Here is a 26,920-nt window from a genome sequence, read left to right as displayed (position 1 = left end):
AACTGGTGACATTGTATCAAGCTAGAATTCTTTCTTTTCTAGTTGCATCATAATTCTTTGCTGAATACAAAGTTAAGGGTACTGTATTTGTCAACGCTCACACAACCCCTATTTTACCTATATTAAAAATCAACATATATAACCTGTCAAGTAATTAAAGAAAAATATTAAATATTTTCAAGTAGTTTCAGTCTTGAATACAATCAAGTTGAAAGGAATACCGTGTGGTTTTTGAATTTTTGAAGTTTCATAGGTCAGTTTGTTGGATAATGTTATAAGAAAATTCATGCTCATCAATAGAAGGCTTAATTCCCCTACAATTATCTGTTTACCTCTGTTATACATTCTAATTTTCTTTAGTCAGCGCAACATCTTTTTATTTTTTGCTGGATTTTAAGTCTGCAAAATAATACTAAACGAAACTAAAATGAATACTCCTTGCTTTTCTTGAGAGTGAAAAAGTACAATAAAATGATTGTAGTGGTTGCCACAAGATACTGACTAATAGACATCGTATTTGAAGCCACAAATACAGGTAAGGAATAAAAAGGAAGAAGTTCAATTGCTTTGATAAACAAATCATTACTAGTATTCATCATAATCGTATTTAATATATTAGGGACAAAGAGTAGTAAAGCTACTAAAATACCAAATACCAAGCCACTTTTCAATTTGTATAAATAGAAAATGTAAGATAATAGAAAATAAAATAGGACTAACAAAATTGTATTGACTACAATGACTGCTATAAAATCTAACCCTAAAGCACCTGGAACACCCAATTTACTTACGATGACTAGTAACAAAATACCATTCAAAGCATAAATAATGGAAACTGAGATGGCATATAGAAAATTGGACAAGACGTAAATCATCCGATTTTTCTGTTGATTATAAAATAAACTGATCGTATTGTGGGAAAAATCCCTGCTAATAATTCGGTTAGCATGTATAACAGCCATTAACATACCGAGCATGGCATAAAAATTTGAAATATGCTTAATACCAAGTGATGTCCCTTGAGTCTTTAGAATAAAGAATGTAACCAGTAGCGGCGGTATAAACGAGATAATCAATCCGAAATATATTACGCCTGATGAATATAAATCTCTTATATTTTCCTTAAGAAAATTCAATTTATTTAATTTCATGATTATAACCTTCCTTTATTTTGAACGATTTAGATAAATATCTTTAAGCGTCTCTTTTTTAGTTTCAAAATCAACTACTTTAATAGAGTTTTCGTTAAAAAATTTAAAAAGCTCACTACTTTGAATATTCCCAGACATAGTAATTCTCAGTCCCTCTTCCTGAACAATATCCCCAAATTCTTGCTTGGTAATGAAAATGTCTCTATCTGTAGCTGATGAAAAAGCTATCTCAAACAAGCAATTATGACTATCTTTTCCTACTTTTTGAAATGTCAAAAGCCCGTTCTCCAAGAAAAGAACCCTTTCACAAATTTCTTCAATATCTTCTAATTTATGACTCGATATTAAAATTCCCACATTTTCATGTAAAGCTAAATTTTTTAGAACCGCTAAAACTATTTGTGATGATTCAATATCTAAACCATTAGTCGGTTCATCTAAAATTAATATATCAGGTTCCGTAACAAGAGTCAGAAGCAAAGCTAATTTTTGTTTTGTACCCAAAGAATAGGTCTTTACTTTTTTATTAATAGACTGAGTCAAATCTAACTCTTGGATCAAACTTCCAAATCTTTCTTGATTGTAGTCAACACCATATAAATTTGACAAATATTTTAAATTCTCTAAACCTGTTTTAGATAAAAATAATTTTGGTTCTTCGATTAAATACCCAACATTATCACTACTTATAATATTCCCTGAAGTCGGTTGGTTATTCTGAACAAGAATTTTCATCAATGTACTCTTGCCAACTCCGTTTCTCCCTACTAGACCAACAATTTCACCCTTATTAAGTGCAAAATTTATATCTTTGAGAATGATTGAATGACCATAATGCTTACTTACATTTATAACTTCCATTTTTTATTCCTCCCTGTATTTTGTATCTACAGTATACCTCTTCTTTATTCTATTTTAAAATTAGTTAACTTTTTTCACACATTATTTTAGTTTTCTTTTTTACTATTCCTGTTATTATGATACAATATTTTTAATAGAATTTTATTATTTGTTAACTTTTTTCACGAAAAGGAGAAAATCATGCGTTATGATTTTGGAAAGGTCTATAAAGAAATACGTGAATCAAAAGGATTAACCCAAGAAGAGGTCTGTGGGGAGGTTCTCTCAAGAACCAGCTTATCAAAAATTGAAAGTGGTAAAGCAACTCCCAAATATGAAAATATGGAGTTTCTTCTCCGGCAAATCAATATGAGTTTTGAAGAGTTTGACTATATCTGCCACCTCTATCAACCGAGCCAACGAACAGAAATCATGCAAACCTATCTCAATATGAGCTCAACCCTAGGGACTAGTGAACTCGAAAAACTATTTCAAAAATGCCAAGACTATCTCAAAACCCACCACGACCTGCCCATAGAAGAAATCAGAGATATGTTGGAAATTGTCATTCATATCCGTCAACATGGTACAGAGCAACTGTCAGACCAAGTGAAACAGACTGTCAAAAAACTTTGGGAAAAAATTGAAAAACAAGATACATGGTATGAAAATGATCTAAAAATCCTCAATACCATCCTTTTCAGCTTTCCCATTGATCACCTCCATCTCATTACTGGAAAAATCCTGCAACGCTTGGAAGTCTATAAAAACTACCAACATTTATATGACTTACGAATGGCAATCCTACTCAATCTGTCCACCATTTACTTATACCATCAAGACAAAAACATGTGTCAACAAATCTGCTATACTTTACTAGAGGATGCCAAGAAAAAGAAGCACTACGATAGGCTTGCTATCTGCTATGTCCGTATCGGGATTTGTAGGGATGACGCTAGACTTATCCAAAAAGGGTTCTCCCTTCTGGAGCTGACCGAGGAAACTTCTATGCTGTCTCATCTCAAAAAAGAAGTGGAGAACTATTATCAACCGAAGAAAATATAAAAAGTCGAGGGATTTCCTCGACCTTTTCATATTATTCTGTTCGTTATTTCTTAATACCAACCGTTGCTAAGCCAGAAGTTTTTAGCGGCTGTCCATGAACCGTAACGTCCTGCAACGTAGGCATCTGCTACACGTTCTTGGTTTTCAGCTGAGTAGTCACCGTTCAAGTATGAATCTGTCAATTGGTAACGTCCGATGTAACGTCCGTTTGTAGCTGTGTAGCTGCCACCTGATTCTTTTTGAGCGATCCATTCTTTAGCTTCTGCTTCAGATCCACTTACAGTTGAAGCAACTGTTTCTTCTGCTACTGGCGCGCTTTCTGCTGGAGTTTCTTCCTCTACCTCTGTAGTTTCTGCCACTGTGGCTGAAACAGCTTCATCTTGGGCAGCTGGAGCTGCATAAGTAGCTGGCGCTGGTGTTGCAGCAGGCGCTACAGGGCCATCGATAACCAACTCTTGACCAACATAAATCAAATGAATGTTGTCGATGTGGTTGTTTTCTGCCAATTTCTCAACAGTTGTATTGTGAGTTTCAGCAATTTCTGAAAGTGTATCACCTTCTTTAACAGTGTAGGTTGATGATTCTTGAGCAGATACAAATGATGGAGCAAATACTGCAAACAAGGCAGCTACTCCTGCAAGAGTTGTTTTAATCTTTTTAGTTGTTGATTTCATATTTGAAAATTCTCCTTCTTTCTATAGTTCTATCATACCCTTTAAATATTACCGTTTCTTGACACTTTTATGTAGAAATATTACAAAATTATTTTTTATTTCCCTAAATAATGTGTTTTTTGTCATAAAAGATACTATTTTTATGCTATTTGAGGTATTAGAAAGGTTTTCATCTACAATTAAAGTCAAGACCTTTATTCTTTGATATAATAGAGATAAGAATTTTTATAAGGGGAAACTGATGAAATCACTTCGTTTTCAATCTGTCTTTGATATCATCGGACCAGTTATGATTGGCCCTTCTAGTAGTCATACCGCTGGGGCTGTTCGTATTGGGAAGATTGTCTCTTCCATCTTTGATGATACTCCGACAGAAGTCGAATTCCAACTTTTTAACTCATTTGCCAAGACCTATCGTGGTCACGGGACAGACCTAGCCCTTGTTGCTGGTATTTTAGGCATGGATACAGATGATCCTGAAATCCCAAACAGCCTGGAAATTGCTCACAAGCGTGGCATAAAGATTGTCTGGACCATTCAGAAAGACAGTAATGCTCCTCACCCAAACACCACTAAAATTACCGTCAAAAACGCGCACAAGACCATCAGCGTAACTGGTATTTCCATCGGTGGAGGGAATATTCAGGTCACAGAACTCAATGGCTTTGCCGTCTCTCTCAATATGAATACACCGACTATCATCATCGTTCATCAAGATATTCCAGGTATGATTGCCCTCGTAACAGAGGCCCTTTCACGCTATGATATCAATATTGCCCAGATGAATGTCACTCGTGAAAAAGCTGGTGAAAAAGCCATTATGATTATCGAAGTCGACAGTCGTAACTGTGATGAGGCCATCGAAGAAATTCGAAAAATCCCTCATCTCCACAATGTCAATTTCTTTAAATAGGAGGAAGCATGTTTTATTCTATCAAAGAATTGGTCGAGCAAGCAGATTTGGACTTTCAAGGAAATGTCGCAGAACTCATGATTACAACAGAGTTTGAATTGACCGGTCGCGAACGTGAAGAAGTCTTCCTTCTCATGGAACGCAATCTGGAAGTCATGAAAGCCTCTGTCCAACTTGGCCTCAATGAAAATAAATCTCGTAGTGGCCTGACAGGTGGAGATGCTGCCAAATTGGATCACTACATCAAAAACGGAAAAACTCTGTCAGATTACACAATTCTCTCTGTTGCCCGAAATGCCATTGCAGTCAATGAACACAATGCCAAAATGGGCTTGGTCTGTGCCACTCCGACCGCAGGAAGTGCTGGCTGTCTCCCTTCCGTTCTCACTGCTGCTATTGAAAAATTAGACCTTAGCCACGAGCAACAGCTAGATTTCCTCTTTGCTGCTGGTGCCTTTGGACTAGTCATCGCAAATAATGCCTCTATCTCAGGTGCTGAGGGCGGTTGCCAAGCCGAAGTCGGTTCGGCCTCTGCTATGAGTGCTGCAGCCTTGACTCTGGCTGCAGGTGGGACACCCTACCAAGCCAGTCAAGCTATTGCCTTTGTCATTAAAAATATGCTAGGCCTCATCTGTGACCCTGTTGCAGGTTTGGTTGAAGTTCCCTGTGTCAAACGTAATGCCATGGGAGCTAGCTTTGCCTTCATCGCAGCAGACATGGCCCTGGCAGGTATCGAATCTAAAATCCCTGTGGATGAAGTTATCGATGCCATGTACCAAGTAGGAGCAAGCATGCCGACTGCCTTTCGTGAAACAGCTGAAGGTGGACTCGCTGCCACCCCTACTGGTCGTCGCCTCCAAAAAGAAATTTTCGGAGAATAAGCTTATCAAATAGGAGAAACCATGACCTCTATCACAGCTATCTTTTTCGATCTAGATGGAACCCTCGTTGACAGTTCTATCGGGATTCACAATGCCTTTACCCATACCTTTAAAGAGCTAGGAGTGCCTAGTCCTGATACCAAAACGATTCGTGGTTTTATGGGACCGCCCCTCGAAAGTAGTTTTGCGACCTGCCTACCCAAAGAACAAATCACTGAGGCTGTGCAGATATACCGTTCTTACTATAGGGCAAAAGGCATCCATGAAGCTCAACTCTTTCCTAATATTGTAGACTTGCTTGAGAAGTTATCGAGCAGTTATCCACTCTACATCACCACGACAAAAAATACTCCAACCGCTCAAGACATGGCTAAAAATTTGGGAATCTATCATTTCTTTGATGGCATTTATGGTTCCAGCCCTGAAGCACCTCATAAGGCAGATGTCATTCGCCAAGCCTTACAGACACATCAACTAGCACCAGAGCAAGCCATCATCATCGGAGATACCAAGTTTGATATGCTTGGAGCTCAAGAAACAGGCATTCAGAAATTAGCCGTCACTTGGGGATTTGGAGAGCAAGCAGACTTGCTAAACTATCAACCTGATTATATCGCCCACAACCCCCTACAAATTTTAGAGTATTTTCAATAACATGACAAAGACTGGGCAACAACTCCATTTCAGAAGAAAATGAAGTAAATCTATACATAACAAAACGCATATTACCAAGGTTTCAAGTCCTGATAATATGCGTTTTTCTGATTTTAAAGATTTTTTATTCAACGTGGGTGGTTTGATTAGCAAAGGCGATAATAGCCTGCTTCAACTCATCTCCGCTGAGAGTGCGGAACTCTTCAATTTTTTGGTCGATAGCTTCTAGAGGCATAACATTAACCTTACCAACGAAAATCTTATCCATAACCTGATTGTCAACGAGTTCGGTTGATACCAAGAGTTCTTCGTAGAGTTTTTCACCTGGACGGATTCCAACTTCAACGATTGGAATTTCGCTCTCAGTGTGTCCACTTAGAAGGACCATTTTCTTAGCCAAGTCATAAATTTTGACTGGTTTGCCCATATCAAGGATAAAGACTTCCCCATCCTTGGCATAAGCACCAGCATGGATAACCAAACGGCTAGCTTCTGGAATGGTCATAAAGTAACGGGTCATGCGGAAGTCTGTCACCGTTACAGGACCACCTTCAGCAATCTGACGTTCAAAGACTGGAATCACACTACCACGGCTACCAAGAACATTCCCAAACCGAACTGCACAGTAGGTAGATTGGCTACGTTGGTTAAAGCCAGTGACAATCAACTCAGCCACGCGCTTGGTTGCTCCCATAACATTTGGTGGATTAACTGCCTTATCTGTCGAAATCATAACCATCTTAGGTACTTTGGCTTCATCAACAGCCTTAGCAACATTGTAAGTTCCACGTATATTGTTTTTGAAGGCTTCTTTTGGATTACGCTCCATCATAGGAACATGCTTGTGGGCTGCCGCATGATAAACAATAGCTGGCTTATACTGCTCAAAGACTTGCAACAAACGATCATAGTCTTGAATATCCGCAATCACAGGTACATAATCAATCCCTTGGAATGTACGAATCAATTCATGATACACAAGGTAGATTGAATTTTCCCCATGACCGAGCAAGACGATGCGTTCAGGATTGAAGCGACTAACTTGGCGACAGATTTCAGAACCGATTGAACCACCAGCCCCTGTGACTAATATGGTCTTACCTGTCAGTTCTGCGCCCAGACGCGATTCGTCAAGACGAATTTCCTGACGGCCCAAAAGGTCTATGATATCAATTTTTTGGAACCCAGTACCTGCTTGGTGAAGTCCTTGAACAACAGTTTCAACATTAGGCATCTTGTAACATTTGACATCCAGCTTATTACACATCTGCAAGATACGCTCATATTCTGACGGATCAAGTGACGGAATCGCAACGATAACACGCTCGATTTGATGGCGTTTAGCCAATTCAGGCAGATTGTCATAAGAGCCCAAAACAGGGATTCCACCAAGTTTTTGGCCCTTTTTCTTAGCATCCTTATCCAAAATACCGACAAGTTCTAATTCACTAGTTGGATGTTGGTAGCTATCCATAAAGAGGGCCCCACCATCACCAGCACCAATCAAGAAGGTTCGACGATGTTCTCCATCACCACTACCTTTTTTGCGTCTGGAGTAGATTAACTGCCAAGTAATCCGTGGCAATAAAATCAAGAAGGTACTCAACAAGATAAAGAGAATGATGAAACGGATGGAGAAGAGTGGCAAGAAGGCATAGCAAATACTATATGACAAAATGCTGCTAGCAGACACACCAAAAAAGATTTTCATGAAATCCGTAATCTTGCTGTAACGACTAATACTAGCGTTCAACCCCCAAAAAGCAATCATCAACTGATAAAACAAGAAGGCCAAACTCGTATAGATAATGTAGTCAACAGGGGCTGGATTAATCAATCCGTAGAATAAAATATAAGATACAATGATGGAAACCACCATACTCAAAATATCAAATATGCCCCAGAAGACCTGTTTTTGTTGTTTATTTAAAATTTCCACCAGATCAATGACATAATCTGTGAGTTTTTTATTCATAGAAATTTACTCCTCCTTAAAAGAGTTTTACTATATTGTTATTGTAGCACATTTTGATTTATTTGGCTTATTTTTCCAAATAAATTACTGTTCCCTTGTACTCTCTCTTCCATTTAAATCCTCTAATTAAACCTACAACCGTTCCAAGGCCATAAGCAAAGTGAATGGAAAATAAAAGAAAGGGCATCATAATTAGAAATCCATTTTTATGTTTTAATAAAGTCAGCAAAGTGAGTAATGACAAAAGTAGAAAATAGGCACCTAATAGTAAAGTTATGAATACGAATGTGATCGGTAACAATGCTAGACTAAACACAAGACTCAAAACAAATAAACAAGGAACATAGTGAAATAATGATAAACACTTAGTCTGAACATGACTTGTCAAGCCAATCCACAAACCATTTGAATACTTTTGATGCAGCATTTTCTTGAATGTTGGTCGAATATACTGATAAGATAGAATGCTTGGACTATAGCGGATTTTATAACCATGTTCTCGAATTCTATAATGAATATCATTATCTTCAGTTCGGCCAAGTTGCTCATTTACTAAACCAACCTTCTGGAAAACCTCTCGTTTATACATCCCATGAAAAATAGAAGAAACATATCTATCCTCGGAACTATTTCGATAATTGGCAATGCTACTGCCAAACATATTTTCCTCAACAAGATGCAAGGTCTCTGCCCATTTTCCCTTTCCTTCAACAATCGTCGGTCTAGGTCCCCCACAGACAGATTCACCTTGTTGAATAACAGCCACATTATTCATTACAAAACTCTCAGTAACTTTTGAATGAGCATCAATTTTTAAAATAAGGTCCCCTACAGAATGTTTAACTCCCAGGTTAAAACCACTAGCTTGATTTTTCTTAGGATTGTTATACAATCTAATTGAGTTAAACTCTGTGTCTTCTTTTATAAATTGCTGAATGATGGCTGTTGTCCCATCTGTAGACATAGCATTTATAAATAGAATTTCAATATTTTCTTTAGGATAGGTTTGATTTTTTAAGTCCTCAATTAGACCAGGCAGATATTTTTCTTCATTGTATGCACTGATTACAATGGATACGAGAAGACTTTCAACATTTTGAGTCACTACTACTCTCCTGAATTTTTCCTTCCACTATTTTATCATAATTTTCAAGACTTTCCTATTTTTATCTTGAAAGTCAGAAACCTTACTTGACATTATAGGGAAAAAGCCTTAAAATAAGCTGTTATTAAAATCAGCTAGAAGAGGTATTATATGAAAAAGCAATCACTCTTTTTTGTTCCAGGTATTATCCTAATTGGTGTTTCCTTGCGGACTCCTTTTACTGTTTTACCCATTATATTAGGAGATATTTCGCAAGGGCTGGGAGTAGAAGTTAGTTCGCTTGGTGTCTTGACCAGCCTTCCTCTCCTTATGTTTACCCTCTTCTCGCTCTTTTCTACCCGACTGGCTCAGAAAATTGGCTTAGAACATCTCTTTACCTATAGTCTCTTCTTCTTGACTATCGGTTCTCTGATTAGACTAATCAATCTGCCCCTGCTCTATCTAGGAACCTTGATGGTTGGGGCAAGTATCGCAGTTATCAATGTTCTGCTTCCTAGTCTTATCCAAGCCAATCAACCAAAGAAAATTGGTTTTCTGACCACCTTATATGTAACTTCTATGGGGGTTGCGACGGCTCTGGCTTCCTATCTAGCTGTGCCCATTACACAGGCCAGTTCTTGGAAAGGACTTATCATCCTCCTTACCCTGCTCTGTCTAGCAACTTTTTTGGTCTGGCTCCCTAATCACCGCTATAATCACAGATTAGCTCCACAAACCAAACAAAAAAGCAAAACAAAGGTCATGCGTAATAAACAGGTCTGGGCAGTGATTGTCTTTGCAGGTTTTCAATCCTTGCTCTTTTACACAGCTATGACCTGGCTACCTACAATGGCCATCCACGCAGGCCTATCTAGTCACGAAGCTGGCTTGCTGACTTCTATCTTCTCTCTGATTAGCATTCCTTTTTCAATGACCATCCCAAGTCTGACAACCAGCTTATCAACTCGTAATCGTCAGCTCATGCTCACTCTGGTTTCACTAGCTGGTGTAGTCGGCATTTCCATGCTCTTTTTCTCAATCGGTAATTTCTTTTACTGGCTTGCCATCCATCTCCTCATCGGAACCGCAACCAGCGCCCTCTTCCCTTATCTCATGGTCAACTTTTCACTCAAAACAAGCGCCCCTGAAAAGACAGCCCAATTGTCTGGTTTATCTCAAACAGGAGGCTATATCCTAGCAGCCTTTGGGCCAACCCTCTTTGGTTACAGTTTTGACCTTTTCCACTCTTGGGTGCCAGCTGTAGCTGCCCTCTTGCTCGTCGATATCCTGATGACTGTGGCCCTCTTTACAGTGGACAGAGCCGATAAAATTCTCTAAACTTCTAGTTTTGCCTAGGAGTTTTTTATATATAAAAATTTTACACATTTCTCTTGACAGGGCTTTCTTTTAGATGTACAATGTATGTGTAGAAAAATTATATATAAAAATCTTACACATTAGAAAAGGAGGTTCCCCATGTACTTTCCAACATCCTCTGCCTTGATTGAATTTCTCATCTTGGCTGTACTGGAGCAGGATGATTCTTATGGTTATGAGATTAGCCAAACCATTAAGCTGATCGCTAATATCAAAGAATCTACACTCTATCCTATCCTAAAAAAATTGGAAGGCAATAGCTTTCTGACAACCTATTCTAGAGAGTTCCAAGGTCGCATGCGCAAATACTACTCCTTGACAAATGGTGGTATAGAACAGCTCGTGACCCTAAAAGATGAATGGGCACTCTATACAGACACCATCAATGGCATCATAGAAGGGAGTATCCGCCATGACAAGAACTGAATACCTGACTCAGCTAGAACTCTATCTCAAGAAACTACCTGAAGCTGATCGCATCGAAGCCATGGACTATTTCAGAGAACTCTTTGACGAAGCTGGAGTCGAGGGAGAAGAAGAACTCATCGCTAGCTTGGGAACTCCTAAGGAAGCAGCCCACGAAGTCCTCTCTAATCTTCTCGATAAAAAAATCAATGAGGCACCCGCTCAAAAAAATAACCGACAAATTTTACATATCGCCTTGTTAGCTCTCCTTGCAGCCCCCATCGGTATTCCTCTGGGAATCGCCATCCTCGTGTCCCTGTTCGCAATCCTTGTGGCAGCCTTGACTGTCATTCTAGCTTTCTTTGCGGTTTCCATACTTGGTATCATCGGCGGATTCCTATTTTTAGTTGAAAGTTTCACTGTCCTAGCCCAAGCTAAATCAGCCTTTATCTTGATTTTTGGTTCTGGTTTACTAGCCATCGGTGCTTCTTCGCTGGTTTTATTAGGTATCTCCTATGTAGCTCGCTTCTTCGGCCTACTCATTGTTCGCCTAGTGCAATTTGTTCTCAAAAAAGGAAAGAGAGGTGACCAGCATGCGTAAATTGACAAAAGGATTTCTCATTTTTGGTGTGGTGACTACCGTTATCGGCTTTATCCTGCTTTTTGTAGGTATCCAATCTGACGGAATCAAGAGCCTACTTGCCATGTCCAAGGAACCTGTCTATGATAGCCGTACGGAAGAGCTGACCTTTGGCAAGGAAGTCGAAAATCTAGAGATAACTCTCCACCAACACGCGCTGACCATCACAGACTCTTTCGATGATCAAATCCACATTGCTTACCATCCATCTATTTCTGCTAACCATGATCTTGTCACAAATCAGAACGATAAAACGCTGAGTATCATTGATAAGAAACTGTCTGAAACTCCATTTCTCTCTTCTGGAATTGGCGGGATTCTCCATATCGCAAGCAGCTACTCTAGTCGTTTTGATGAAGTTATTCTCCAATTACCAAAAGGAAGAAGCCTAAAAGGAATCAACATCTCAGCCAATCGCAGACAAACCACCATCATAAATGCTAGTCTTGAAAATGCAACTCTCAATACAAATGGCTATCTCCTCCGAATTGAAGGAAGTCGTATCAAAAACAGTAAACTCACAACCCCTAATATCGTCAATATCTTTGATACAGACCTTACAGATAGTCAGCTAGAGTCAACAGAGAAGCACTTCCACGCTGAAAATATTAAAGTATATGGTAAAGTAGAACTATCTTCTAAAAATGCGCTCAGTATCATGCTAACTCAAAAAGAAAGCCAAGAAATTAACTTAGACCTCTCGAGTCACCATGGTCCTATTTATCAGTTATCGAGAGATGAGAGTCAACGCCACCCCAACGAATTAAGCAACCCTTACAAAACTGAAAAAACTGATGCAAAAGGTCAACTCATCGCTAAGGCTGATGATTATATTAGTCTTGAAACTACAGCTAACAGACCTTAATAAACCTATTTATATCGACCACTATGACACATAACCCACTAAAAAGGAGGTTCTACCATGAAACAAGAATGGTTTGAAAGTAATGATTTTGTAAAAACAACAAGCAAGAACAAGCCTGATGAACAAGTCCAAGATGTTGCAGACAAGGCTGAAGAAAGGATAGCCGATCTCGATACGCCAATTGAAAAAAATACTCAGTTAGAGAAGGAAGTTTCTCAAGCTGAAGTCGAATTGGAAAGCCAGCAAGAAGAGAAAATTGAAACGCCTGAAGACGGTGAAGCGAGGACAGAAATAGAAGAAAAGAAGGCATCCCATTCTACTGAAGAAGAGCAAGACCTTTCTAAAGAAACAGAAAAAGTCACTATAGCTGAAGAGAGTCAAGAAGCACTTCCTCAGCAAAAAACAACCACGAAAGAGCCCCTTCTTATCAGTCAATCCTTAGAAAGTCCTTATATCCCCGACCAAGCTCCAAAATCTACGGATAGATGGAAAGAGCAAGCGCTTGATTTTTGGTCTTGGCTAGTGGAAGCTCTCAAATCTCCTACGAGCAATCTTGAAACAAGTAGTACACACAGTTACACAGCCTTTCTCTTGCTCATTCTGTTTTCTGCATCTTCCTTTTTCTTTAGTATCTACCACATCAAACATGCTTACTATGGACATATAGCAACTATGCATAATCACTTCCCTGAACAATTTGCTTCATTAAATCTCTTTTCAATCATCTCTATCCTAGTAGCAACAACACTCTTCTTCTTTTCCTTCCTCTTGGGTAGTTTCGTTGTGAGACGATTTATCCACCAAGAAAAGGACTGGACGCTAGAAAAGGTTCTCCAACAATATAGCCAGCTCTTGGCAATTCCAATCTTCCTCACTGCTATTGCTAGTTTCTTTGCCTTCTTTGACAGCCTGCGATTTACGGCTCTCTTGTGTGTGATTAGCATTGGAATCATTCTGCTTGCCAGTCTCCATATCATTACAAGACCAAGTCAAGCAAGTGAAACCGACTCCTTCTATCAGTTATTCTTGTCTGTCCTTGTGAACGGAGTGATCATCCTCCTCTTCTTTGTAGCTGAAGTCGCACTGATTGGGGATTACCTTCGTATCTTGGCCTTTCTTTAAACTTCAATCCTGTCATCCATGGCAGGATTTTTTCTATGTCAAAAAAGCAAGTCGATTGACCTGCTTCTGCTTTACTCTTCTTGTGCTAATGCTTTAAAATCTTGTCCTAGGATAGATTTTATTTCTATAGTTCAGTAGTATGATAACGTTGCTATAAAGTTCGTTATTCCAAATATTATGCAAACTAGTTATATGTAAAATTAAGATTAGAAACCACCAATCTCCATTTTTTAACTTTTAATGAAATTCATCCATATTAATAACTTTGCTTGCTCTAGCAATAACATCCTTATCATGAGTCACGACAATAACAATCTTTTCCTCGTTCACTAATTTCTCAACCTCATTTAGAAATAATTCCGTTGAATTTCTGTCCAAATTTCCTGTAGGCTCATCGAATAAATATATATCCTTTTCTTGCGATAAACTCCTCATGAGTAGAATTTTTTGTTTCTGACCTTGCGAAATATTGGTAGCTTTCCCATCAATCTGATGACTCAGAGCTATATTAAGATTCAAACTATCAAGATTATTTGATTCATAGTTTTCCTTATTAAATAGGGTGAAATTAATATTCTTTGAAACGCTCCCAGGAAATACATGAAATTCAGATGAATACACGCTTAAATAATCCAAAATATTAGTTTCCTCTAAAGTAGAAAAACTTTCCATTCCATTCAGTACAATATCACCCTCTGTTGGAGAAGATAATCCCTGAATAATATTCAAAAGGGATGATTTCCCAGTTCCATTGCCGCCTGTAATAACGGTTAATTCACCACTATTAAACTCGAAATTTAATTTATTAAACACCAATCTTTCATCCCATTTTTTACATAAATTCCGGCATGACAATTGTTCAATTTTAGATACTGGAATGGTAGCAAGATTACTTTCCATCCCTACTTCCTCTAGTCCAATAAACTCAAAGGAATATTGACTTTTTTTCAATGCTACCCAAGATGTAATTAAAGAATTTAAAATGCTGGATAACAGTAATAGAATCAAAATACTATTTGCATACTCTGATATATGTGCGTAATCTCTAATAATATTCACAGTAGCAAGCAAAAATGAACCAGTTAAACCAATAAATATCTGCGTAGAAGCTAATAATCTATTGGTAATATGTGTACTATCTAGTTTCGTTCCCAACAGTTCATTGAGTCTTTCATCAAATTCTTTGATAAAATCGCTAGATTTTTGGAAACTTATAATATCTTGCAAACCATAAATTGTATTTTCTACAAGAGAACTAAAGTTAGAACTATTAGCAATAAATTCTCGCTGATTTTTTACAACTTTTCGTATCTCAAAATTGACATATAAACCAAGAATAGCTATAGATACGCATGTAACTGCGAAAATAATAATATTCAATTTTAATAGCAATAATAGTAGCAAACAGAACACTAAAAGCTGTACCTTTAAGTAAAATTTTTGCATAATACCTGTTGCTGATAACAACAAATTCCAAAAATAACTACTCACATACTCATAATTCTTAGTTAAAGAAAAATCATTTAATTGGTTCTTATAAAAAGAGGACAGAATATCATTTAAAAAATTATTCTCAATCTTTCCTTTTAATCTCGTTTCTAATATAGAGAACTGCCAATACAAATATGAAGCTAATATTATTGAAGCTAGGGTAAATAGTTGAATACTAAACTGAATGTTAAGTAGACCAGACATTGTTATTTGTAGTAAAAAAGCAATAGCAATAGGTAAACTAATTTTAGCTAATCCCAAGAAAAAGATTGCCAATTTTCTCTTCCAACCAAGTGAAGCTAGAAATCTATGATATAACTTATCTGCATAACTTATCGTAACAATATCTTTTCTATCTTCTGAATTAACATTCTCATTCTTTTGAGGAATTAAAACAATTCCTACACTCTGACTAAAAAGTTCTAATCTTGAAATTTTCTCAATTTCCTCATTTGCAGGATCAGAAACAATCAATGAACTACTGTCTCCATCCAACACGACGATATAATGAGGCAAGCTAGCTCTTTCTACTACCAGTAAATAAGGAAATGATACGTTGTTTAACAAACTAGGAGTCTCAATTTGATAAGAATCCGCATCAATACCATAGCTTTTTAATATATCTTCTATATCAAACAAAGACAGTCCTTGGTGGTTATTGTTATCAAATTGTAGACTATCTAAATGTTCTAATTTTGGGAAATAGTAAGAAATGATTGTCTTTACACAAGCCATTCCACAATCCATCAAAGTTGCTTGTTTATAGTGACTAACCATTATTTTCTCCTTTTTCAACACTTATCTTACTATAACCATCAACTTCAATGACGCTATTCGAAGTTTGACTTGTCGTAGGAACCTTTAAAACTTCTCCTGTATTATTTGTATGCAAAGTATAGATTCCATCAAAATCTTTAGGAACTGTAATAGATACATCTCCAACAAGTGTATCTACAAAAATTTTTTCGAAAGTTGCATTTTTTCCTAAGGAAATGGTTACATATAACTTATCTTTCCCTTGTGAACTCAAAGCCAAATTAAAGCCATGTTGTGAAAATGGAATATATAGACTATCTGAACTCATTTTAACGTTTTTAGTTATGTTATTCACTGATTCTTCGGAAACTTTTCCTTCTATTTGAACACTTGTTTCATCTGATTCACTCTTGACAACTTTAACATCAATTGCTTGCTTTGAACCATAAAACTCTAACGTTTTAATACTTTTAGAAGAAAGAGCCCATGATTGTTTCACACTGATTGTCGTCTCTCCTCGTTTTAAGGTTAATAAAATTCCGGCCACTACAAATAGTAACAACAGCCCAATTACAATTCCTATTTTTTTCATCATTAGTACTCCTACTTAAATTCTTTTTTACTGAATACAACAAACGCAAGTACAATCACTGCTATACTTACCAATATAGGATAGCCTGCATTCGTAAGGGTAAATTGACTTACCCCAGGTGAAGTTTTCAAATTTAAAGTCATTAGTAAATAGTCTCTCACACTCTCACCAGAGTTTGGAAGGACATAAACCAATAGGTTATCAAACAGTAAAATATAGAGTATATAAATCATACATGATTCATAAACCTTATCAAATATTTGAAAAATCAATAACGAGATACTGATAATAACCCAATAGTATGGTAGCTGGTGTAAAAATGTCGAAATAATCAACACCAAGTCTCCCTCCAAATAGACAAGGGCTGTTAAACTATAAAAAATAGTTATATATAGGAAAGACAAACAAAAGGCTCCCAAAGTTTTATATAAAAATAACTTCCATCGTTGTTTTTCTTTTGTGAGGAGAATGTTAATCGTACGGAAACTATAATCTTCCCCCCAGAAAAATAAATTAGTAGAGATAAAAAGCAAAGGAATAAAACCACTCACATTTGAAATCAATACTCGAAATGCTGGTTCATCTTCATTCGATGACTTAAAAAATAAGGAGAATAACAAAATCAATAATCCTATCAACAAACTCGGAAGCACTCCTCTTTTTTCCCAGTAAAATTTATACATATCTGCTTTAAGAGAATTCATGACTCTCCTCCTTTCTTAAATCATCAGATAATATTACTCAAATAGTAATCCTCAAAGCGTTCCTTCTTAATATATATATCCTGTATCACTAGATTTGAAGCAACACTATATTCCAAGAGAAGCATTAATTTTTCCTTTTCTGGCACAACCAGATAGTCATCCTGCTCAAAATGAACAATGCCCTCTTCTTTTAAAAACGTTTTTAGAATCTGATTATCACTCGTCTTAAGGAAGAGCTTTTCCGACAAATCATTTGCTAGCTCTTTTGAACTCATTACATTTAGAATTTTTCCTTTTTTCATGATGATATACTTATCTGTTATAAACTCTAACTCTGATAGGATATGGCTTGAAATTAAAAAGGTAACTCCCAACTGATCCCTTAAATTCAAAATCATTTTTCTTAAATCTGAAATTCCTTGAGGATCTAAACCATTCACTGGTTCATCTAGGATAATAAGCTCTGGATTATCCAAAAGGGCAATTGCTATCGATAATCTTTGCTTCATTCCAAGAGAATAGTTTTTTACTTTTCTGTCCCATGATGGTTTGGATAGGCGAACCAATTCCAACATTTTTATGATATCTGTCTTTAAACCAAATCTTGTTTTATAATATTGCAAGTGTTGACGTCCAGTCAAGTTTGGATAAAGGGCAGGTGATTCGATAATACTGCCAATCTTATGCTGAGAAACACTCTTGATTTCTCCCTTATCAGATTGAATTAGTCCTAGGAGAATTCTCATTAATGTTGTCTTTCCAGCACCATTCTCTCCGATAAGACCACATATTTCCCCTTGCTCAATATCAAAGGAAGCATTATGTAGAACCTGTTCTTTCCCATATGTTTTATCGATATTTTTAAGACTTAAAATCACACGATTCATAGTTTCTCTCCGTTCATTATATTAAAAAGTCTCTGACAAGGAATGAACCCTGCCAGAGATTTTTAGATTACGTTAACTCCAGCAGAAGAACCCAATACCTGTGAGCATTCCATAAATACCGAGTGGTGAAACAGCACAAAATTGACCTGCCACAATGTGTTTTTTATGTTTATTACTTAGTTTTTTCATTACTTAACCCTCCTTTTAATCCCAACAAAATATACCTACTCCATATCGAAGACCTATAATACAAAAGCGACCTGCTACAATGTGCTGTTTATTTTTGTTACTTAGTTTTTTCACTACTTCATCCTCCTATTTAATCCCAACAAAATATGCCTACTCCATATCGAAGACCTATAATACAAAAGCGACCTGCTACAATGTGTCTTTTGACACGTCCAGTTAGTTTTCTCATCAGAAAACCCTCCTTTTAAAAAATTTTTTATAATAACCAAATGAGATTCTCATTTCAGTCATTTATTAACTGTTTTAAATCTTTAGACAACATTTCTTCGCTTCCTTGTTCTACATAAATTTGTTTCACTATCCCATCCTTATCCACTATAAATATTGTTGGAATAGCTTTTACATCAAAAAACTTAAAAGCTTGTAAATCTTGATCTATATAAACTGGAAAGGTAAAACCCTGATTCCTTAAAAATTTATGAGAGGTTTCAAGTGTTTCACGTTCCCCATCAACTATATCCACCATAAAGAAATCAACTTTATCTTGGTATTTATCATAAAGGTGCTGAATGATTGGGAGCTCTTTTTGGCAATCAGGACACCAACTAGCCCAGAATACCACAACCTTTGGTCTAAACTTATAATCTGATAGTTGAACCTGTACTCCCTCATTAGAGGTTAACAATGCATTCTTGAATGTTGTATTTTTAGTTTTTGAAATATATTGTTTTATTTCCTCCTCTTTTTTTAAGAGGAGCTCTTGCGCTGTTTCTTCTTGATGATGAGATTCCTGGTTTTGATAGTAAAATCCTGCTAAAAATAAAGATGCTATCACAAGAAGAACCATTGTCTCTACAACATGTTTTTTTGACATCATGGATTGTCCTCCACTTCTGAAATTCTAAAACTTTCGATAATAGATAATTCTTCTGGTAAGATTAAAACTCGCTCTTCGCCTGCATCTAAAATAGCTAAACGGAATGGTTCCTTATTCAACTCTATTTGTACCAACTTTTGCTCCGTTGTGTTATTTCGAAACAGCAAACTGTGGCGAGTTTGTGTAAACGTCTCTAGCGAGATACTAAAATCTTCCATTTCTATCTCCTATCCAGAAAACCAAAAACTAAGACTTAAGAATACTTCAAATCCAAACATGCTTCTTTCCTCCTTATCTCTTGTTCTTTATGATCATAGTATAGCGCTTTCAAAAATAAAAAAACATGACAAAAATGTCATGTTAGCTCTCCATTTCCTCAAAAGTTTTTATATCTTTTTCTTTTTCTCCCAATATACGCGCTTCTAATACTTGGTCTCCAAATGCTTGAGCACAAATAATAGCTCTATCGTATAAGCGGATGGCTTTTTCCTTATCCCGTTTATGAAATAAGGTACACATAGCTTCAAGCATATCAACAATTGGCTTGTTTTGAAAATCCTGCGATAAAATCATCAGCCTGTTCATCGCCTTAACATAAGGCTCAAAAGTAGAGTAAGATTTTTCCATCCATTGAACAGCTAAAGAATCAAGCACTGTTCTCTTTAACATATAAGCTGTCTCTAAATCTGATGAATTTGTTTCTCTTATAAGTTTTTTAGAAAGCATCCAAAACAGTTCATGATGATACTCAGTCGGTCTTGCTAAACACGAAACAAAGTACAATTTTATAAGAAGCAAATCATTCACCGAATAGTTTTTCCTTATCTTTACTTGTTCAAAATATTCATCCAGCAAAGCATCGCCAAAACCTGCATCTTCACTTACAAAGACATCAAAACTAGCTTGTAAGGCACTAACTGCAATCTGTTCATCCTCAGGTAGACTGTCATAATAGTGTTCGTAAACTCTTTCAAACAACTCTTCCTTAACCTGGATTCGATCATCATCTCCATAAGTTTGAAACTTAATGAGTTTATCCTTTAATATCAAGTACTCTGAGGGTAAAATCATATGATCCATATCTACTATATGTGAAATTGGACAGCCTAGTTTGTAAGCTATATACTCTACCTTGGATAAACTTGGAGAAGATTGACCTGATTCAATTCGTGCTAATTGGCGCACCGTTATCTCAGTTTCATCATCACAAAGAGTTTCACGAGTGATATGTTTCATCTCTCGCAACATTCGGATTCTTTTACCTACTTCTATTTTGATATCCATTTGTTTACTCTCCTGACAACTATTTCCATATAAAAAATAAATTCCCTGTATATATTTTACTATTTTCTATGGAGATAAGCAATATTTGAAATATATATAACTATCTTTGTGTCATATCATAAATTTCAGTTTAACTGTTACTACACCTTGGCAATTCCAATCTTCCTCACTGCCATTGCTAGTTTCTTTGCCTTCTTTGACAGCCTGCGATTCACAGCCCTCCTGTGTGTGATTAGCATTGGAATCATTCTGCTTGCCAGTCTCCATATCATTACAAGACCAAGTCAAGTAAGTGAAACCGACTCCTTCTATCAGTTATTCTTGTCTGTCCTTGTGAATGGGGTTATCATCCTCCTCTTCTTTGTAGCTGAAGTGGCACTGATTGGAGATTACCTTCGTATCTTGTCCTTTCTTTAAACTTCAATCCTGCCATCCATGGCAGGATTTTTTATATGTCAAAAAAGCAAGTCGATTGACCTGCTTCTGTTTTACTCTTCTTGTGCTAATGCTTTAAAATCTTTGTCTAAGATGGGTTGCACTTCTAATTGATTAGCATCTAGTTGGTGGTAATATGCTGATGGTAGTGACTCTAGGAATTTTGCATAGTCCAAGCGAGCGACAGCTTCATAGTCTTCTGGTTTAGAGCCATCTCCTGTGATTTGAACCAAGTCAATCTCCCACTGGACTTCCTTATCCACCAATTGCTCAATATAGGCTACAGGAACAAATGGCTCTCTCGGTAAAACGGTCTTGACGCCTTGAGCCAGATGGTAAACACCGTGAACTTGTCCTTCTCCATCCTGATAGAAGGAAACTCTTGCAAAGTAAGCATCTGTCTCTTGAACCGCACGCACACGCGCTTCAAATTGAGCCAAGCCATCTTCCTCTAAAAAGCTCTTCAAGTCCTCATGACTAAAGAAAACAGGATTAAAAATTCCTTGGCAAATCGTAAAACGAGCTGCAGTGTCTGCTAGATGAGCTTGAATACCTGCTTGGAAATAAGCTTCAAAGTCAAAATCATCGAGTCCCTCAATCTCAGTTCCTGTATAAGCAAGTAGAGCATCTAAAAATGACTTGATGATCTCCCAGTCTGTCTTCGTTAGTAGGTCAGGAAGATCGACACGGTAAGCCTTTTGACCATCAGCATAACTAACCTTAAAGAGAAATTGTGATTGCCCCACTATCGCACATTCGATATACTCGAGACGGTTAATAGGCTGACGGAGATAGACTGCATCATAGCTATGTGACTCCAAACCATCTACCAAGCCCAAGATCGACTTGGCAGTCAAAATCTCCTGTTCTCCTAGAATGCTCTGTTTATTTGGAATAAAAAATGTTCTTGTCATAACTAGACTCCTTTTGAAATCGTTTACATATAGTATACCCTATTTTTCTGAAAGATACAGAAACAAACTTTAGATTTTTGAGTAAAAAGCATAGAAAAACAGCCCCTGAGGACTGTTTAATCTTATACAGTAGCTGCTTGATCCAAGCTTTCACCGATAGTGGCTAAGCGCTCGACCACTTCTGCTTGTGTCAATTCATTTTCTGAAACATAGCGGTTACGTGGGTGAACACGGCACTCGTGTGAGCACCCACGAAGGTACTTGTCTTCATTTTCTTCTGATGTCAAGATACGACGGTTACAGAATGGATTTCCACAGTTTACATAACGTTCACATGGTGTTCCATCAAACCAGTCTTTCCCTACAATGGTTGGATTGACATGGTTAACATCAACTGCGATACGCTCGTCAAAGACGTACATTTTCCCATCCCAAAGCTCACCTTGAACTTCTGGGTCTTTACCGTAAGTTGCGATTCCTCCATGCAATTGACCGACATCTTTGTAGCCTTCACGGACCATCCAGCCTGAGAATTTCTCACAGCGAACGCCACCTGTACAGTAAACCACGACACGCTTGTCCATGAATTTTTCCTTGTTGTCACGGACCCATTGTGGCAACTCACGGAAGTTGCGGATATCTGGACGGATAGCTCCACGGAAGTGTCCTAGGTCGTACTCATAGTCGTTACGTGTGTCAAGGACAACTGTATCTTCGTCAAGAAGGGCTTCTTTGAACTCTTTTGGAGACAAGTAAGCACCTGTTGTTTCAAGTGGGTTTATGTCGTTGTCAAAGTCGTTGTCTTCCAAACCAAGGTGGACAATTTCTTTCTTGTAGCGAACAAACATCTTCTTGAAGGCTTGTTCATTTTCTTCGTCAATCTTAAACCATAGGTCTTCCATTCCTGGAAGGCTGTGAACATAGTCCATGTATTTTTGAGTTGTTTCGTAATCACCTGAAACTGTTCCGTTAATTCCTTCGTCAGCGACTAGTATACGGCCTTTAAGGCCGATTGATTTACAGAAAGCCAAGTGGTCTGCAGCAAATTGCTCTGCATTTTCAATTGGAGTATAAAGGTAGTAAAGTAAGACACGAATATCTTTTGCCATAAGATTTGTTCTCTTTTCTATTCTTAAATTTTCTAAATTTTTTATTTATCCATACTAGTATACCTGCTTAAGAAAACGAATGCAATTTATTTGACTGGAAATTGTAGAAAGGAATTTATCCCTGCATTTCATTAGTAACCATAGCGAATCGCCGATAATTCTCTTAATTTCTTTATCTGCTCGGCTTGACTTTCTGACAAATTCAGCTTATGGTCAATCAACACACGTGAGATATCAACGTTCATTTGGCTTAGAATAAATGGAACAGAGGTCCCATCGTCCTTTAATCGTCTTTTATAAATCACTAACTGATTTTCCAAAGGAACAAGTTGAGGCGTATCCTTTATATCTTCCAATAGATGATTTATGATCGTCAGGGCTTCACTACGTCTTTCGCTTCCTCCCGCAAACCATTTTAATGGTGTCATACTCATTTACCTCCTGAAACTCGCTTATAAATTGAAAAAACTATCATTCCTAACTCGTCTGTCAGTATTTTATCCAAACACCCTATGTAAAAAAGTCAGCAGAAATGGCAAGGTCGCCACAATATTATTGATCACATGCACCGCATAGGAAGGATAAATGCTCTTGGTATAACGGATCAAACCAGCAAAGATGATTCCAACTGTTGCAAATACAAATATATCTAACAGACTAGGCAGGCTTGAAAAATGAGGGATAGCAAATAAAATAGAAGGAAGAAGCAAATCAAGACCAAATCGCGAATGCTTAAAGAAAGCGTGTTGCAGTAATCCTCTATAGATTAACTCTTCCATCAGTGGAACCAGAAAGAACAGGGCTATATAAATACCTAGCTCTGCAAAGTTAGTCCCACTATAACCAATCAATACAGCCCAACCTTCCGCAGTTGACTGAACATGTTTAGCTGTCTGAACGTTAAAAGAGATCTGGAACACTACCACTAATACTGTCAAAATCGAATACCAAAGCCATTTTTTTCTTGGAATGCGAAAGAGATAACCATGGCCTGTCTTAACAAGAACCACAATCATGACTCCAATAAAAAGTAAACTCAAGATATTTTGAATCCAGAATAAATTGCCTATCTGGGAAGAAAATTGCCAATAATTTTGAACAATAAGCGTCAGCTGAGAAAGGCCAAATACGAAAAATAGGTAAGAGAGAACAGCACTTATTTTGAATAGAAGTTGATACTTTTTCATATGAACTCTCCTTTGTAAACTCGAGACATCTCTAATATAAGCCATATTCCCCCAAATCCTTACTCTAAATCCTAAATAGTGCTTGAGATTTCCTGAATGGTTTAAGAGGAAAAATCCGAAACATGGATATACATGTCCTGATTTCAAAAAATCACTACCTCCCCTAGAGAACTAAGGAAGGCAGTGATCACATTTTTAGGAATTAGGAATGAATACACGAAATCAATTGATCTTATGATTTTTTGTTTTTCAAGAATTCATCGTATTGTTTTTGCATTTCATTCAATACTTTATCGTAAGCACCCTCAGATTTCAATTTTTCCATCAATTCTGGAATAGCTTTGTCTGGGTCTACAGTACCAGTGTTGATAGCTGTATCGAATTGTTGCATTGTGTTAGAGATTGCTGAGATTTCAGATTTCACACTGTCAGTGTTAAAGATGAATCCAAGCGCTGGAGATTCTTTAGCTTCTGCCAATTGTTTCTTAGAATCTTCGATTTGTTGGTCTGTAACGTTTTCGTTGATGTAAAGAATCCAGTTGTTACCAGTGTTCCATCCACCCATGTGAGTGTTTCCTTTGTAGCCATCAAGAACGCGAACACGGTTTTCTTTACCTTCAATTTTTTCCCAGTTCTTGCCTTCTGGACCATAAACTAGACCGTTCAAGAGTTCTGCGTTAGTGTTCAAGAGATTCAACACTTCCATTGATTTTTCTTTGTTCTTAGAGTTGTTTGAGATGACAAAGTTAGCAACTTGTGTTGTTTGGTTTTTCTTGATGAAGTTAGTGATTGGTTTGATTTGGATATCTTTGTTCGCAACACGTGAAAGCAAGCTGTTACCGTAGTCAGCTGGTCCTACTGTTTCTTCACGAACGAACCAAGTATCTTGTTGAAGGTCAAATGAAGTATCGCTTGTTGCTACGTCTTTTGGAATGTATCCAGCTTCATAGAATTTGTGAAGAGTCTTCAAGTGTTCTTTGAAACGAGGTACTTCGTAACGGTTTACGATCTTAGTAGTGTCTCCTTCAAGGTCGATAACGAATGGAAGTCCGTTTGGAACTGGGTAGTCAAAGTTATCAGATGGAATGAAGTTCTTAGTAACCGCAAATGGCACTACATCTGGAGCTTTTTCTTTGATTTGTTTCAAGACTGGCTCAAGTGTTTCGTATGAAGTGACACCTGAAATATCGATACCGTATTTAGCAAGAAGTGTTCCGTTGAAGGCGAAGTTTTGAGATGATGCAACGTTGGCTGCAACTGGAACTGCGTAAATTTTACCGTTAATGCTGTTACCTTTGATGTAAGCTGGGTCAAGTGCTTTGTAAAGGTCTTTACCTTCTTTTTTGTACAATTCTGTCAAGTCAGCATAAGCACCTTTTTGAGCGTTTACAACATAGTTAGATGCAAAGGCGATATCATAGTTTTCACCAGATGATGTGATAACTGACATTTTCTTATCATAGTCACCCCATCCAAGATATTGGATATCCAATTTAGCACCAACTTTTTCTCCGATGATTTTGTTAGCAGTTTCTAGCAATTCATCCAAGTTATCTGGTTTGTCACCGATTTGGTACATTTTGATAACAGGTTTTTCACCTGAAGCTGAGTCAGCAGCTTTTTTGTTACCTGAAAGGTTTCCACAAGCAGCGAGACCAGCAGCCAAAGCGACTACGCTAGCAGATGCAAAAGCATATTTTTTCCAGTTTTTCATGACAAAAACTCCTTTTTTTATTTTTAAACTTATAAACAATGTAATGATCTTATACTCAATGAAAATCAAAGAGCAAACTAGGAAACTAGCCGCAGGCTGTACTTGAGTACGGCAAGGCGACGTTGATGCGGTTTGAATTTAATTTTCGAAGAGTATTAACTTCACACAAGGGAAGTTGGGAACTGAGAAATGATTTTTCTCAACAAGCACTATTCTTTCACACCACCGATAGTCAAACCTTTTACAAAGTAGCGTTGGAAGAATGGGTATAAAATCGCGATTGGAAGGGTTGCGACCACAACCATGGCCATACGTCCTGTTTCTTTTGGAAGAGCAACTCCCAGTTGACCAGATAAGCCGACTGCTTTGGCTATGTAATCCATATTTTGTTGGATTTGCATGAGCAAATATTGTAATGGATACAAGTTGTCACTCTTAATGTAAAGAAGGGCGTTGAACCAGTCGTTCCAGAAACCAAGAGCTGTTAAAAGCGTGATGGTTGCGATACCTGGTAGTGACAATGGCAAACAGATTTGGAAGAAGATCCGGGCTTCACTGGCACCATCGATACGAGCAGATTCTAGAATGGCTTCTGGAATGGTCTTCTTAAAGAAGGAACGCATCAAGATGATGTTAAATGGTGAGAGAAGCATTGGAACAATCAAGGCCCAAACTGTATCACCAAGTTGAAGTAAACGAGTGACCACGATATAGCCCGGTACCAAACCAGCGTTGAACAACATACTAAGAAGGGCAAAAATCGTAAAGAATCTGCGATACTTAAAGGTTGTCCGTGAAATAGCGTAGGCATAAGTTGTTGTGATAAAAACGTTTGTGATAGTCCCCACCACTGTTACAAAGACTGAGATGAAGAGGGCTTGGAGAATTTTATCCTTAAACTGTGCCAAGAACTCAAAACCGTCTAGACCAAATTGGGATGGGAAGAAGCTATATCCATTTTGGAGGATACTCTTTTCATCTGTCACCGAAATAACGATAACGAATACAAAGGGTAGTATACAAGATAGGGCGATCAAACCAGAAATGATACTGAAGAAGATATCTGCTTTCTTACTGAAGGAGTGAATGCCGACATTATCAATTTTTTCTTTTTTAATTTTCTTTTCTGCCATAT

General features: G+C 37.3%; 26 protein-coding genes and 2 pseudogenes. 10 read left to right on the top strand and 18 right to left on the bottom strand.

Annotation, left to right across the window (positions count from 1 at the left end; all coding sequences use genetic code 11):
• Positions 1–422: 422 nt before the first annotated feature.
• Together K4Z77_RS00270 and K4Z77_RS00265 are read right to left on the bottom strand one after the other, a co-directional pair.
• Positions 423–1,151 carry an ABC transporter permease gene (locus tag K4Z77_RS00270; protein WP_000773480.1) on the bottom strand — a complete coding sequence of 243 codons (729 nt, stop codon included), beginning with the start codon at positions 1,149–1,151 and terminating at the stop codon, positions 423–425.
• Positions 1,152–1,166: 15 nt separating this feature from the next.
• On the bottom strand, positions 1,167–2,012 hold the full coding sequence (locus K4Z77_RS00265) for an ABC transporter ATP-binding protein (RefSeq protein ID WP_000452049.1): 846 nt from the start codon (positions 2,010–2,012) through the stop codon (positions 1,167–1,169).
• Between the two features lie 180 nt (positions 2,013–2,192).
• Here K4Z77_RS00265 and K4Z77_RS00260 point away from each other — a divergent pair, with 180 nt between their 5' ends.
• On the top strand, positions 2,193–3,056 hold the full coding sequence (locus tag K4Z77_RS00260) for a helix-turn-helix domain-containing protein (RefSeq protein WP_224218112.1): 864 nt from the start codon (positions 2,193–2,195) through the stop codon (positions 3,054–3,056).
• A 50-nt stretch (positions 3,057–3,106) separates the two neighbouring features.
• On the opposite strand, the gene apf is transcribed toward K4Z77_RS00260, so the two are convergent.
• The gene (gene apf / locus K4Z77_RS00255; RefSeq protein ID WP_224218111.1) at positions 3,107–3,730 is read right to left on the bottom strand and encodes an aggregation-promoting factor; all 624 of its coding nucleotides are present in this window, start codon (positions 3,728–3,730) and stop codon (positions 3,107–3,109) included.
• 241 nt (positions 3,731–3,971) lie between these two features.
• Between apf and sdaAB the strand changes: the two genes are divergently transcribed.
• From sdaAB to K4Z77_RS00240, 3 genes are read left to right on the top strand one after another with little or no spacing between them, the layout of a single operon-like run.
• Entirely contained in the window at positions 3,972–4,643 is a 672-nt protein-coding gene (gene sdaAB, locus K4Z77_RS00250; RefSeq protein ID WP_000838909.1) for an L-serine ammonia-lyase, iron-sulfur-dependent subunit beta, read from the top strand.
• A gap of 8 nt (positions 4,644–4,651) precedes the next feature.
• Positions 4,652–5,524: an L-serine ammonia-lyase, iron-sulfur-dependent, subunit alpha gene (gene sdaAA / locus K4Z77_RS00245; RefSeq protein WP_224218110.1), complete on the top strand. Its 873-nt coding sequence runs from the start codon at positions 4,652–4,654 to the stop codon at positions 5,522–5,524.
• A gap of 21 nt (positions 5,525–5,545) precedes the next feature.
• Positions 5,546–6,178 (top strand): HAD family hydrolase, encoded by a 633-nt coding sequence (locus tag K4Z77_RS00240; RefSeq protein WP_224218109.1) that lies wholly within the window; start codon positions 5,546–5,548, stop codon positions 6,176–6,178.
• Positions 6,179–6,302: 124 nt separating this feature from the next.
• Here K4Z77_RS00240 and K4Z77_RS00235 read toward each other — a convergent pair whose 3' ends face one another.
• Both K4Z77_RS00235 and K4Z77_RS00230 read right to left on the bottom strand, forming a co-directional pair.
• Positions 6,303–8,153 carry a polysaccharide biosynthesis protein gene (locus K4Z77_RS00235; RefSeq protein WP_224218108.1) on the bottom strand — a complete coding sequence of 617 codons (1,851 nt, stop codon included), beginning with the start codon at positions 8,151–8,153 and terminating at the stop codon, positions 6,303–6,305.
• A 38-nt stretch (positions 8,154–8,191) separates the two neighbouring features.
• A pseudogene (locus tag K4Z77_RS00230) lies at positions 8,192–9,258 on the bottom strand (glycosyltransferase family 2 protein).
• Positions 9,259–9,408: 150 nt separating this feature from the next.
• On the opposite strand from K4Z77_RS00230, the gene K4Z77_RS00225 reads away from it, so the two are divergent.
• The 5 genes from K4Z77_RS00225 (at position 9,409) to K4Z77_RS00205 (ending at position 13,646) form a co-directional block, all read left to right on the top strand.
• The gene (locus K4Z77_RS00225; protein WP_224218107.1) at positions 9,409–10,575 is read left to right on the top strand and encodes a CynX/NimT family MFS transporter; all 1,167 of its coding nucleotides are present in this window, start codon (positions 9,409–9,411) and stop codon (positions 10,573–10,575) included.
• A 138-nt stretch (positions 10,576–10,713) separates the two neighbouring features.
• A complete protein-coding gene (locus tag K4Z77_RS00220; RefSeq protein ID WP_000273858.1) occupies positions 10,714–11,040 on the top strand; it encodes a PadR family transcriptional regulator in 327 nt (108 codons plus the stop codon).
• Complete coding sequence (locus K4Z77_RS00215; protein WP_224218106.1) at positions 11,027–11,620, top strand: DUF1700 domain-containing protein; 594 nt, start codon at positions 11,027–11,029, stop codon at positions 11,618–11,620. The genes K4Z77_RS00220 and K4Z77_RS00215 overlap by 14 nt, the downstream gene beginning before the upstream one ends.
• Positions 11,613–12,524 (top strand): DUF4097 family beta strand repeat-containing protein, encoded by a 912-nt coding sequence (locus K4Z77_RS00210; protein WP_224218105.1) that lies wholly within the window; start codon positions 11,613–11,615, stop codon positions 12,522–12,524. Before K4Z77_RS00215 ends, K4Z77_RS00210 begins: the two co-directional genes overlap by 8 nt.
• A 57-nt stretch (positions 12,525–12,581) precedes the next feature.
• Complete coding sequence (locus K4Z77_RS00205) at positions 12,582–13,646, top strand: DUF6574 domain-containing protein (protein WP_224218104.1); 1,065 nt, start codon at positions 12,582–12,584, stop codon at positions 13,644–13,646.
• Positions 13,647–13,883: 237 nt separating this feature from the next.
• Here K4Z77_RS00205 and K4Z77_RS00200 read toward each other — a convergent pair whose 3' ends face one another.
• The 7 genes from K4Z77_RS00200 to K4Z77_RS00170 all read right to left on the bottom strand — a co-directional run bounded on the left by K4Z77_RS00200 (position 13,884) and on the right by K4Z77_RS00170 (position 20,426).
• Entirely contained in the window at positions 13,884–15,914 is a 2,031-nt protein-coding gene (locus K4Z77_RS00200; protein ID WP_224218103.1) for an ATP-binding cassette domain-containing protein, read from the bottom strand.
• Positions 15,907–16,488 carry a hypothetical protein gene (locus K4Z77_RS00195; protein WP_004244792.1) on the bottom strand — a complete coding sequence of 194 codons (582 nt, stop codon included), beginning with the start codon at positions 16,486–16,488 and terminating at the stop codon, positions 15,907–15,909. The genes K4Z77_RS00200 and K4Z77_RS00195 overlap by 8 nt, the downstream gene beginning before the upstream one ends.
• Before the next feature lie 8 nt (positions 16,489–16,496).
• Positions 16,497–17,189, bottom strand: coding sequence for a hypothetical protein (locus tag K4Z77_RS00190; protein WP_001086662.1), 693 nt, complete (start codon positions 17,187–17,189; stop codon positions 16,497–16,499).
• A 23-nt stretch (positions 17,190–17,212) separates the two neighbouring features.
• Entirely contained in the window at positions 17,213–18,076 is an 864-nt protein-coding gene (locus tag K4Z77_RS00185) for an ABC transporter ATP-binding protein (protein WP_001082446.1), read from the bottom strand.
• A gap of 472 nt (positions 18,077–18,548) precedes the next feature.
• On the bottom strand, positions 18,549–19,142 hold the full coding sequence (locus tag K4Z77_RS00180; protein WP_000987173.1) for a TlpA family protein disulfide reductase: 594 nt from the start codon (positions 19,140–19,142) through the stop codon (positions 18,549–18,551).
• Positions 19,139–19,360 carry a hypothetical protein gene (locus tag K4Z77_RS00175; RefSeq protein WP_000389381.1) on the bottom strand — a complete coding sequence of 74 codons (222 nt, stop codon included), beginning with the start codon at positions 19,358–19,360 and terminating at the stop codon, positions 19,139–19,141. The genes K4Z77_RS00180 and K4Z77_RS00175 overlap by 4 nt, the downstream gene beginning before the upstream one ends.
• A 142-nt stretch (positions 19,361–19,502) precedes the next feature.
• Complete coding sequence (locus K4Z77_RS00170) at positions 19,503–20,426, bottom strand: helix-turn-helix domain-containing protein (RefSeq protein WP_000351775.1); 924 nt, start codon at positions 20,424–20,426, stop codon at positions 19,503–19,505.
• A gap of 147 nt (positions 20,427–20,573) precedes the next feature.
• On the opposite strand from K4Z77_RS00170, the pseudogene K4Z77_RS00165 reads away from it, so the two are divergent.
• Positions 20,574–20,843, top strand: a pseudogene (locus tag K4Z77_RS00165) (DUF6574 domain-containing protein); the annotation flags it as partial.
• A gap of 71 nt (positions 20,844–20,914) precedes the next feature.
• On the opposite strand, the gene K4Z77_RS00160 reads toward K4Z77_RS00165, so the two are convergent.
• From K4Z77_RS00160 to K4Z77_RS00135, 6 genes are all read right to left on the bottom strand, one after another.
• Positions 20,915–21,775 carry a DUF4299 family protein gene (locus K4Z77_RS00160; RefSeq protein ID WP_049539874.1) on the bottom strand — a complete coding sequence of 287 codons (861 nt, stop codon included), beginning with the start codon at positions 21,773–21,775 and terminating at the stop codon, positions 20,915–20,917.
• A gap of 122 nt (positions 21,776–21,897) precedes the next feature.
• Positions 21,898–22,884 carry an oxygen-dependent tRNA uridine(34) hydroxylase TrhO gene (trhO, locus tag K4Z77_RS00155; RefSeq protein WP_049539876.1) on the bottom strand — a complete coding sequence of 329 codons (987 nt, stop codon included), beginning with the start codon at positions 22,882–22,884 and terminating at the stop codon, positions 21,898–21,900.
• Positions 22,885–23,015: 131 nt separating this feature from the next.
• Entirely contained in the window at positions 23,016–23,312 is a 297-nt protein-coding gene (locus K4Z77_RS00150; protein ID WP_020899965.1) for a bacteriocin immunity protein, read from the bottom strand.
• A gap of 69 nt (positions 23,313–23,381) precedes the next feature.
• Positions 23,382–24,071: a CPBP family glutamic-type intramembrane protease gene (locus tag K4Z77_RS00145; RefSeq protein ID WP_049539878.1), complete on the bottom strand. Its 690-nt coding sequence runs from the start codon at positions 24,069–24,071 to the stop codon at positions 23,382–23,384.
• Between the two features lie 232 nt (positions 24,072–24,303).
• On the bottom strand, positions 24,304–25,785 hold the full coding sequence (locus tag K4Z77_RS00140) for an ABC transporter substrate-binding protein (RefSeq protein ID WP_224218102.1): 1,482 nt from the start codon (positions 25,783–25,785) through the stop codon (positions 24,304–24,306).
• 209 nt (positions 25,786–25,994) lie between these two features.
• Positions 25,995–26,918: a carbohydrate ABC transporter permease gene (locus tag K4Z77_RS00135; RefSeq protein WP_023945674.1), complete on the bottom strand. Its 924-nt coding sequence runs from the start codon at positions 26,916–26,918 to the stop codon at positions 25,995–25,997.
• Between the last annotated feature and the right edge of the window lie 2 nt (positions 26,919–26,920).

Source organism: Streptococcus mitis subsp. hohhotensis, from assembly GCF_020089495.2.
GTDB lineage: Bacteria > Bacillota > Bacilli > Lactobacillales > Streptococcaceae > Streptococcus > Streptococcus hohhotensis.
Note: the sequence above shows the minus strand (reverse complement) of the source record. Positions and strands in the feature narration are given on the sequence as shown.

What these genes read in the sequence shown, in the direction of transcription:
- K4Z77_RS00270 (WP_000773480.1), bottom strand. Translation starts at nt 1,151, where the DNA reads ATGAAATTAAATAAATTGAATTTTCTTAAGGAAAATATAAGAGATTTA.
- K4Z77_RS00265 (WP_000452049.1), bottom strand. Translation starts at nt 2,012, where the DNA reads ATGGAAGTTATAAATGTAAGTAAGCATTATGGTCATTCAATCATTCTC.
- K4Z77_RS00260 (WP_224218112.1), top strand. Translation starts at nt 2,193, where the DNA reads ATGCGTTATGATTTTGGAAAGGTCTATAAAGAAATACGTGAATCAAAA.
- apf (WP_224218111.1), bottom strand. Translation starts at nt 3,730, where the DNA reads ATGAAATCAACAACTAAAAAGATTAAAACAACTCTTGCAGGAGTAGCT.
- sdaAB (WP_000838909.1), top strand. Translation starts at nt 3,972, where the DNA reads ATGAAATCACTTCGTTTTCAATCTGTCTTTGATATCATCGGACCAGTT.
- sdaAA (WP_224218110.1), top strand. Translation starts at nt 4,652, where the DNA reads ATGTTTTATTCTATCAAAGAATTGGTCGAGCAAGCAGATTTGGACTTT.
- K4Z77_RS00240 (WP_224218109.1), top strand. Translation starts at nt 5,546, where the DNA reads ATGACCTCTATCACAGCTATCTTTTTCGATCTAGATGGAACCCTCGTT.
- K4Z77_RS00235 (WP_224218108.1), bottom strand. Translation starts at nt 8,153, where the DNA reads ATGAATAAAAAACTCACAGATTATGTCATTGATCTGGTGGAAATTTTA.
- K4Z77_RS00225 (WP_224218107.1), top strand. Translation starts at nt 9,409, where the DNA reads ATGAAAAAGCAATCACTCTTTTTTGTTCCAGGTATTATCCTAATTGGT.
- K4Z77_RS00220 (WP_000273858.1), top strand. Translation starts at nt 10,714, where the DNA reads ATGTACTTTCCAACATCCTCTGCCTTGATTGAATTTCTCATCTTGGCT.
- K4Z77_RS00215 (WP_224218106.1), top strand. Translation starts at nt 11,027, where the DNA reads ATGACAAGAACTGAATACCTGACTCAGCTAGAACTCTATCTCAAGAAA.
- K4Z77_RS00210 (WP_224218105.1), top strand. Translation starts at nt 11,613, where the DNA reads ATGCGTAAATTGACAAAAGGATTTCTCATTTTTGGTGTGGTGACTACC.
- K4Z77_RS00205 (WP_224218104.1), top strand. Translation starts at nt 12,582, where the DNA reads ATGAAACAAGAATGGTTTGAAAGTAATGATTTTGTAAAAACAACAAGC.
- K4Z77_RS00200 (WP_224218103.1), bottom strand. Translation starts at nt 15,914, where the DNA reads ATGGTTAGTCACTATAAACAAGCAACTTTGATGGATTGTGGAATGGCT.
- K4Z77_RS00195 (WP_004244792.1), bottom strand. Translation starts at nt 16,488, where the DNA reads ATGATGAAAAAAATAGGAATTGTAATTGGGCTGTTGTTACTATTTGTA.
- K4Z77_RS00190 (WP_001086662.1), bottom strand. Translation starts at nt 17,189, where the DNA reads ATGAATTCTCTTAAAGCAGATATGTATAAATTTTACTGGGAAAAAAGA.
- K4Z77_RS00185 (WP_001082446.1), bottom strand. Translation starts at nt 18,076, where the DNA reads ATGAATCGTGTGATTTTAAGTCTTAAAAATATCGATAAAACATATGGG.
- K4Z77_RS00180 (WP_000987173.1), bottom strand. Translation starts at nt 19,142, where the DNA reads ATGATGTCAAAAAAACATGTTGTAGAGACAATGGTTCTTCTTGTGATA.
- K4Z77_RS00175 (WP_000389381.1), bottom strand. Translation starts at nt 19,360, where the DNA reads ATGGAAGATTTTAGTATCTCGCTAGAGACGTTTACACAAACTCGCCAC.
- K4Z77_RS00170 (WP_000351775.1), bottom strand. Translation starts at nt 20,426, where the DNA reads ATGGATATCAAAATAGAAGTAGGTAAAAGAATCCGAATGTTGCGAGAG.
- K4Z77_RS00160 (WP_049539874.1), bottom strand. Translation starts at nt 21,775, where the DNA reads ATGACAAGAACATTTTTTATTCCAAATAAACAGAGCATTCTAGGAGAA.
- trhO (WP_049539876.1), bottom strand. Translation starts at nt 22,884, where the DNA reads ATGGCAAAAGATATTCGTGTCTTACTTTACTACCTTTATACTCCAATT.
- K4Z77_RS00150 (WP_020899965.1), bottom strand. Translation starts at nt 23,312, where the DNA reads ATGACACCATTAAAATGGTTTGCGGGAGGAAGCGAAAGACGTAGTGAA.
- K4Z77_RS00145 (WP_049539878.1), bottom strand. Translation starts at nt 24,071, where the DNA reads ATGAAAAAGTATCAACTTCTATTCAAAATAAGTGCTGTTCTCTCTTAC.
- K4Z77_RS00140 (WP_224218102.1), bottom strand. Translation starts at nt 25,785, where the DNA reads ATGAAAAACTGGAAAAAATATGCTTTTGCATCTGCTAGCGTAGTCGCT.
- K4Z77_RS00135 (WP_023945674.1), bottom strand. Translation starts at nt 26,918, where the DNA reads ATGGCAGAAAAGAAAATTAAAAAAGAAAAAATTGATAATGTCGGCATT.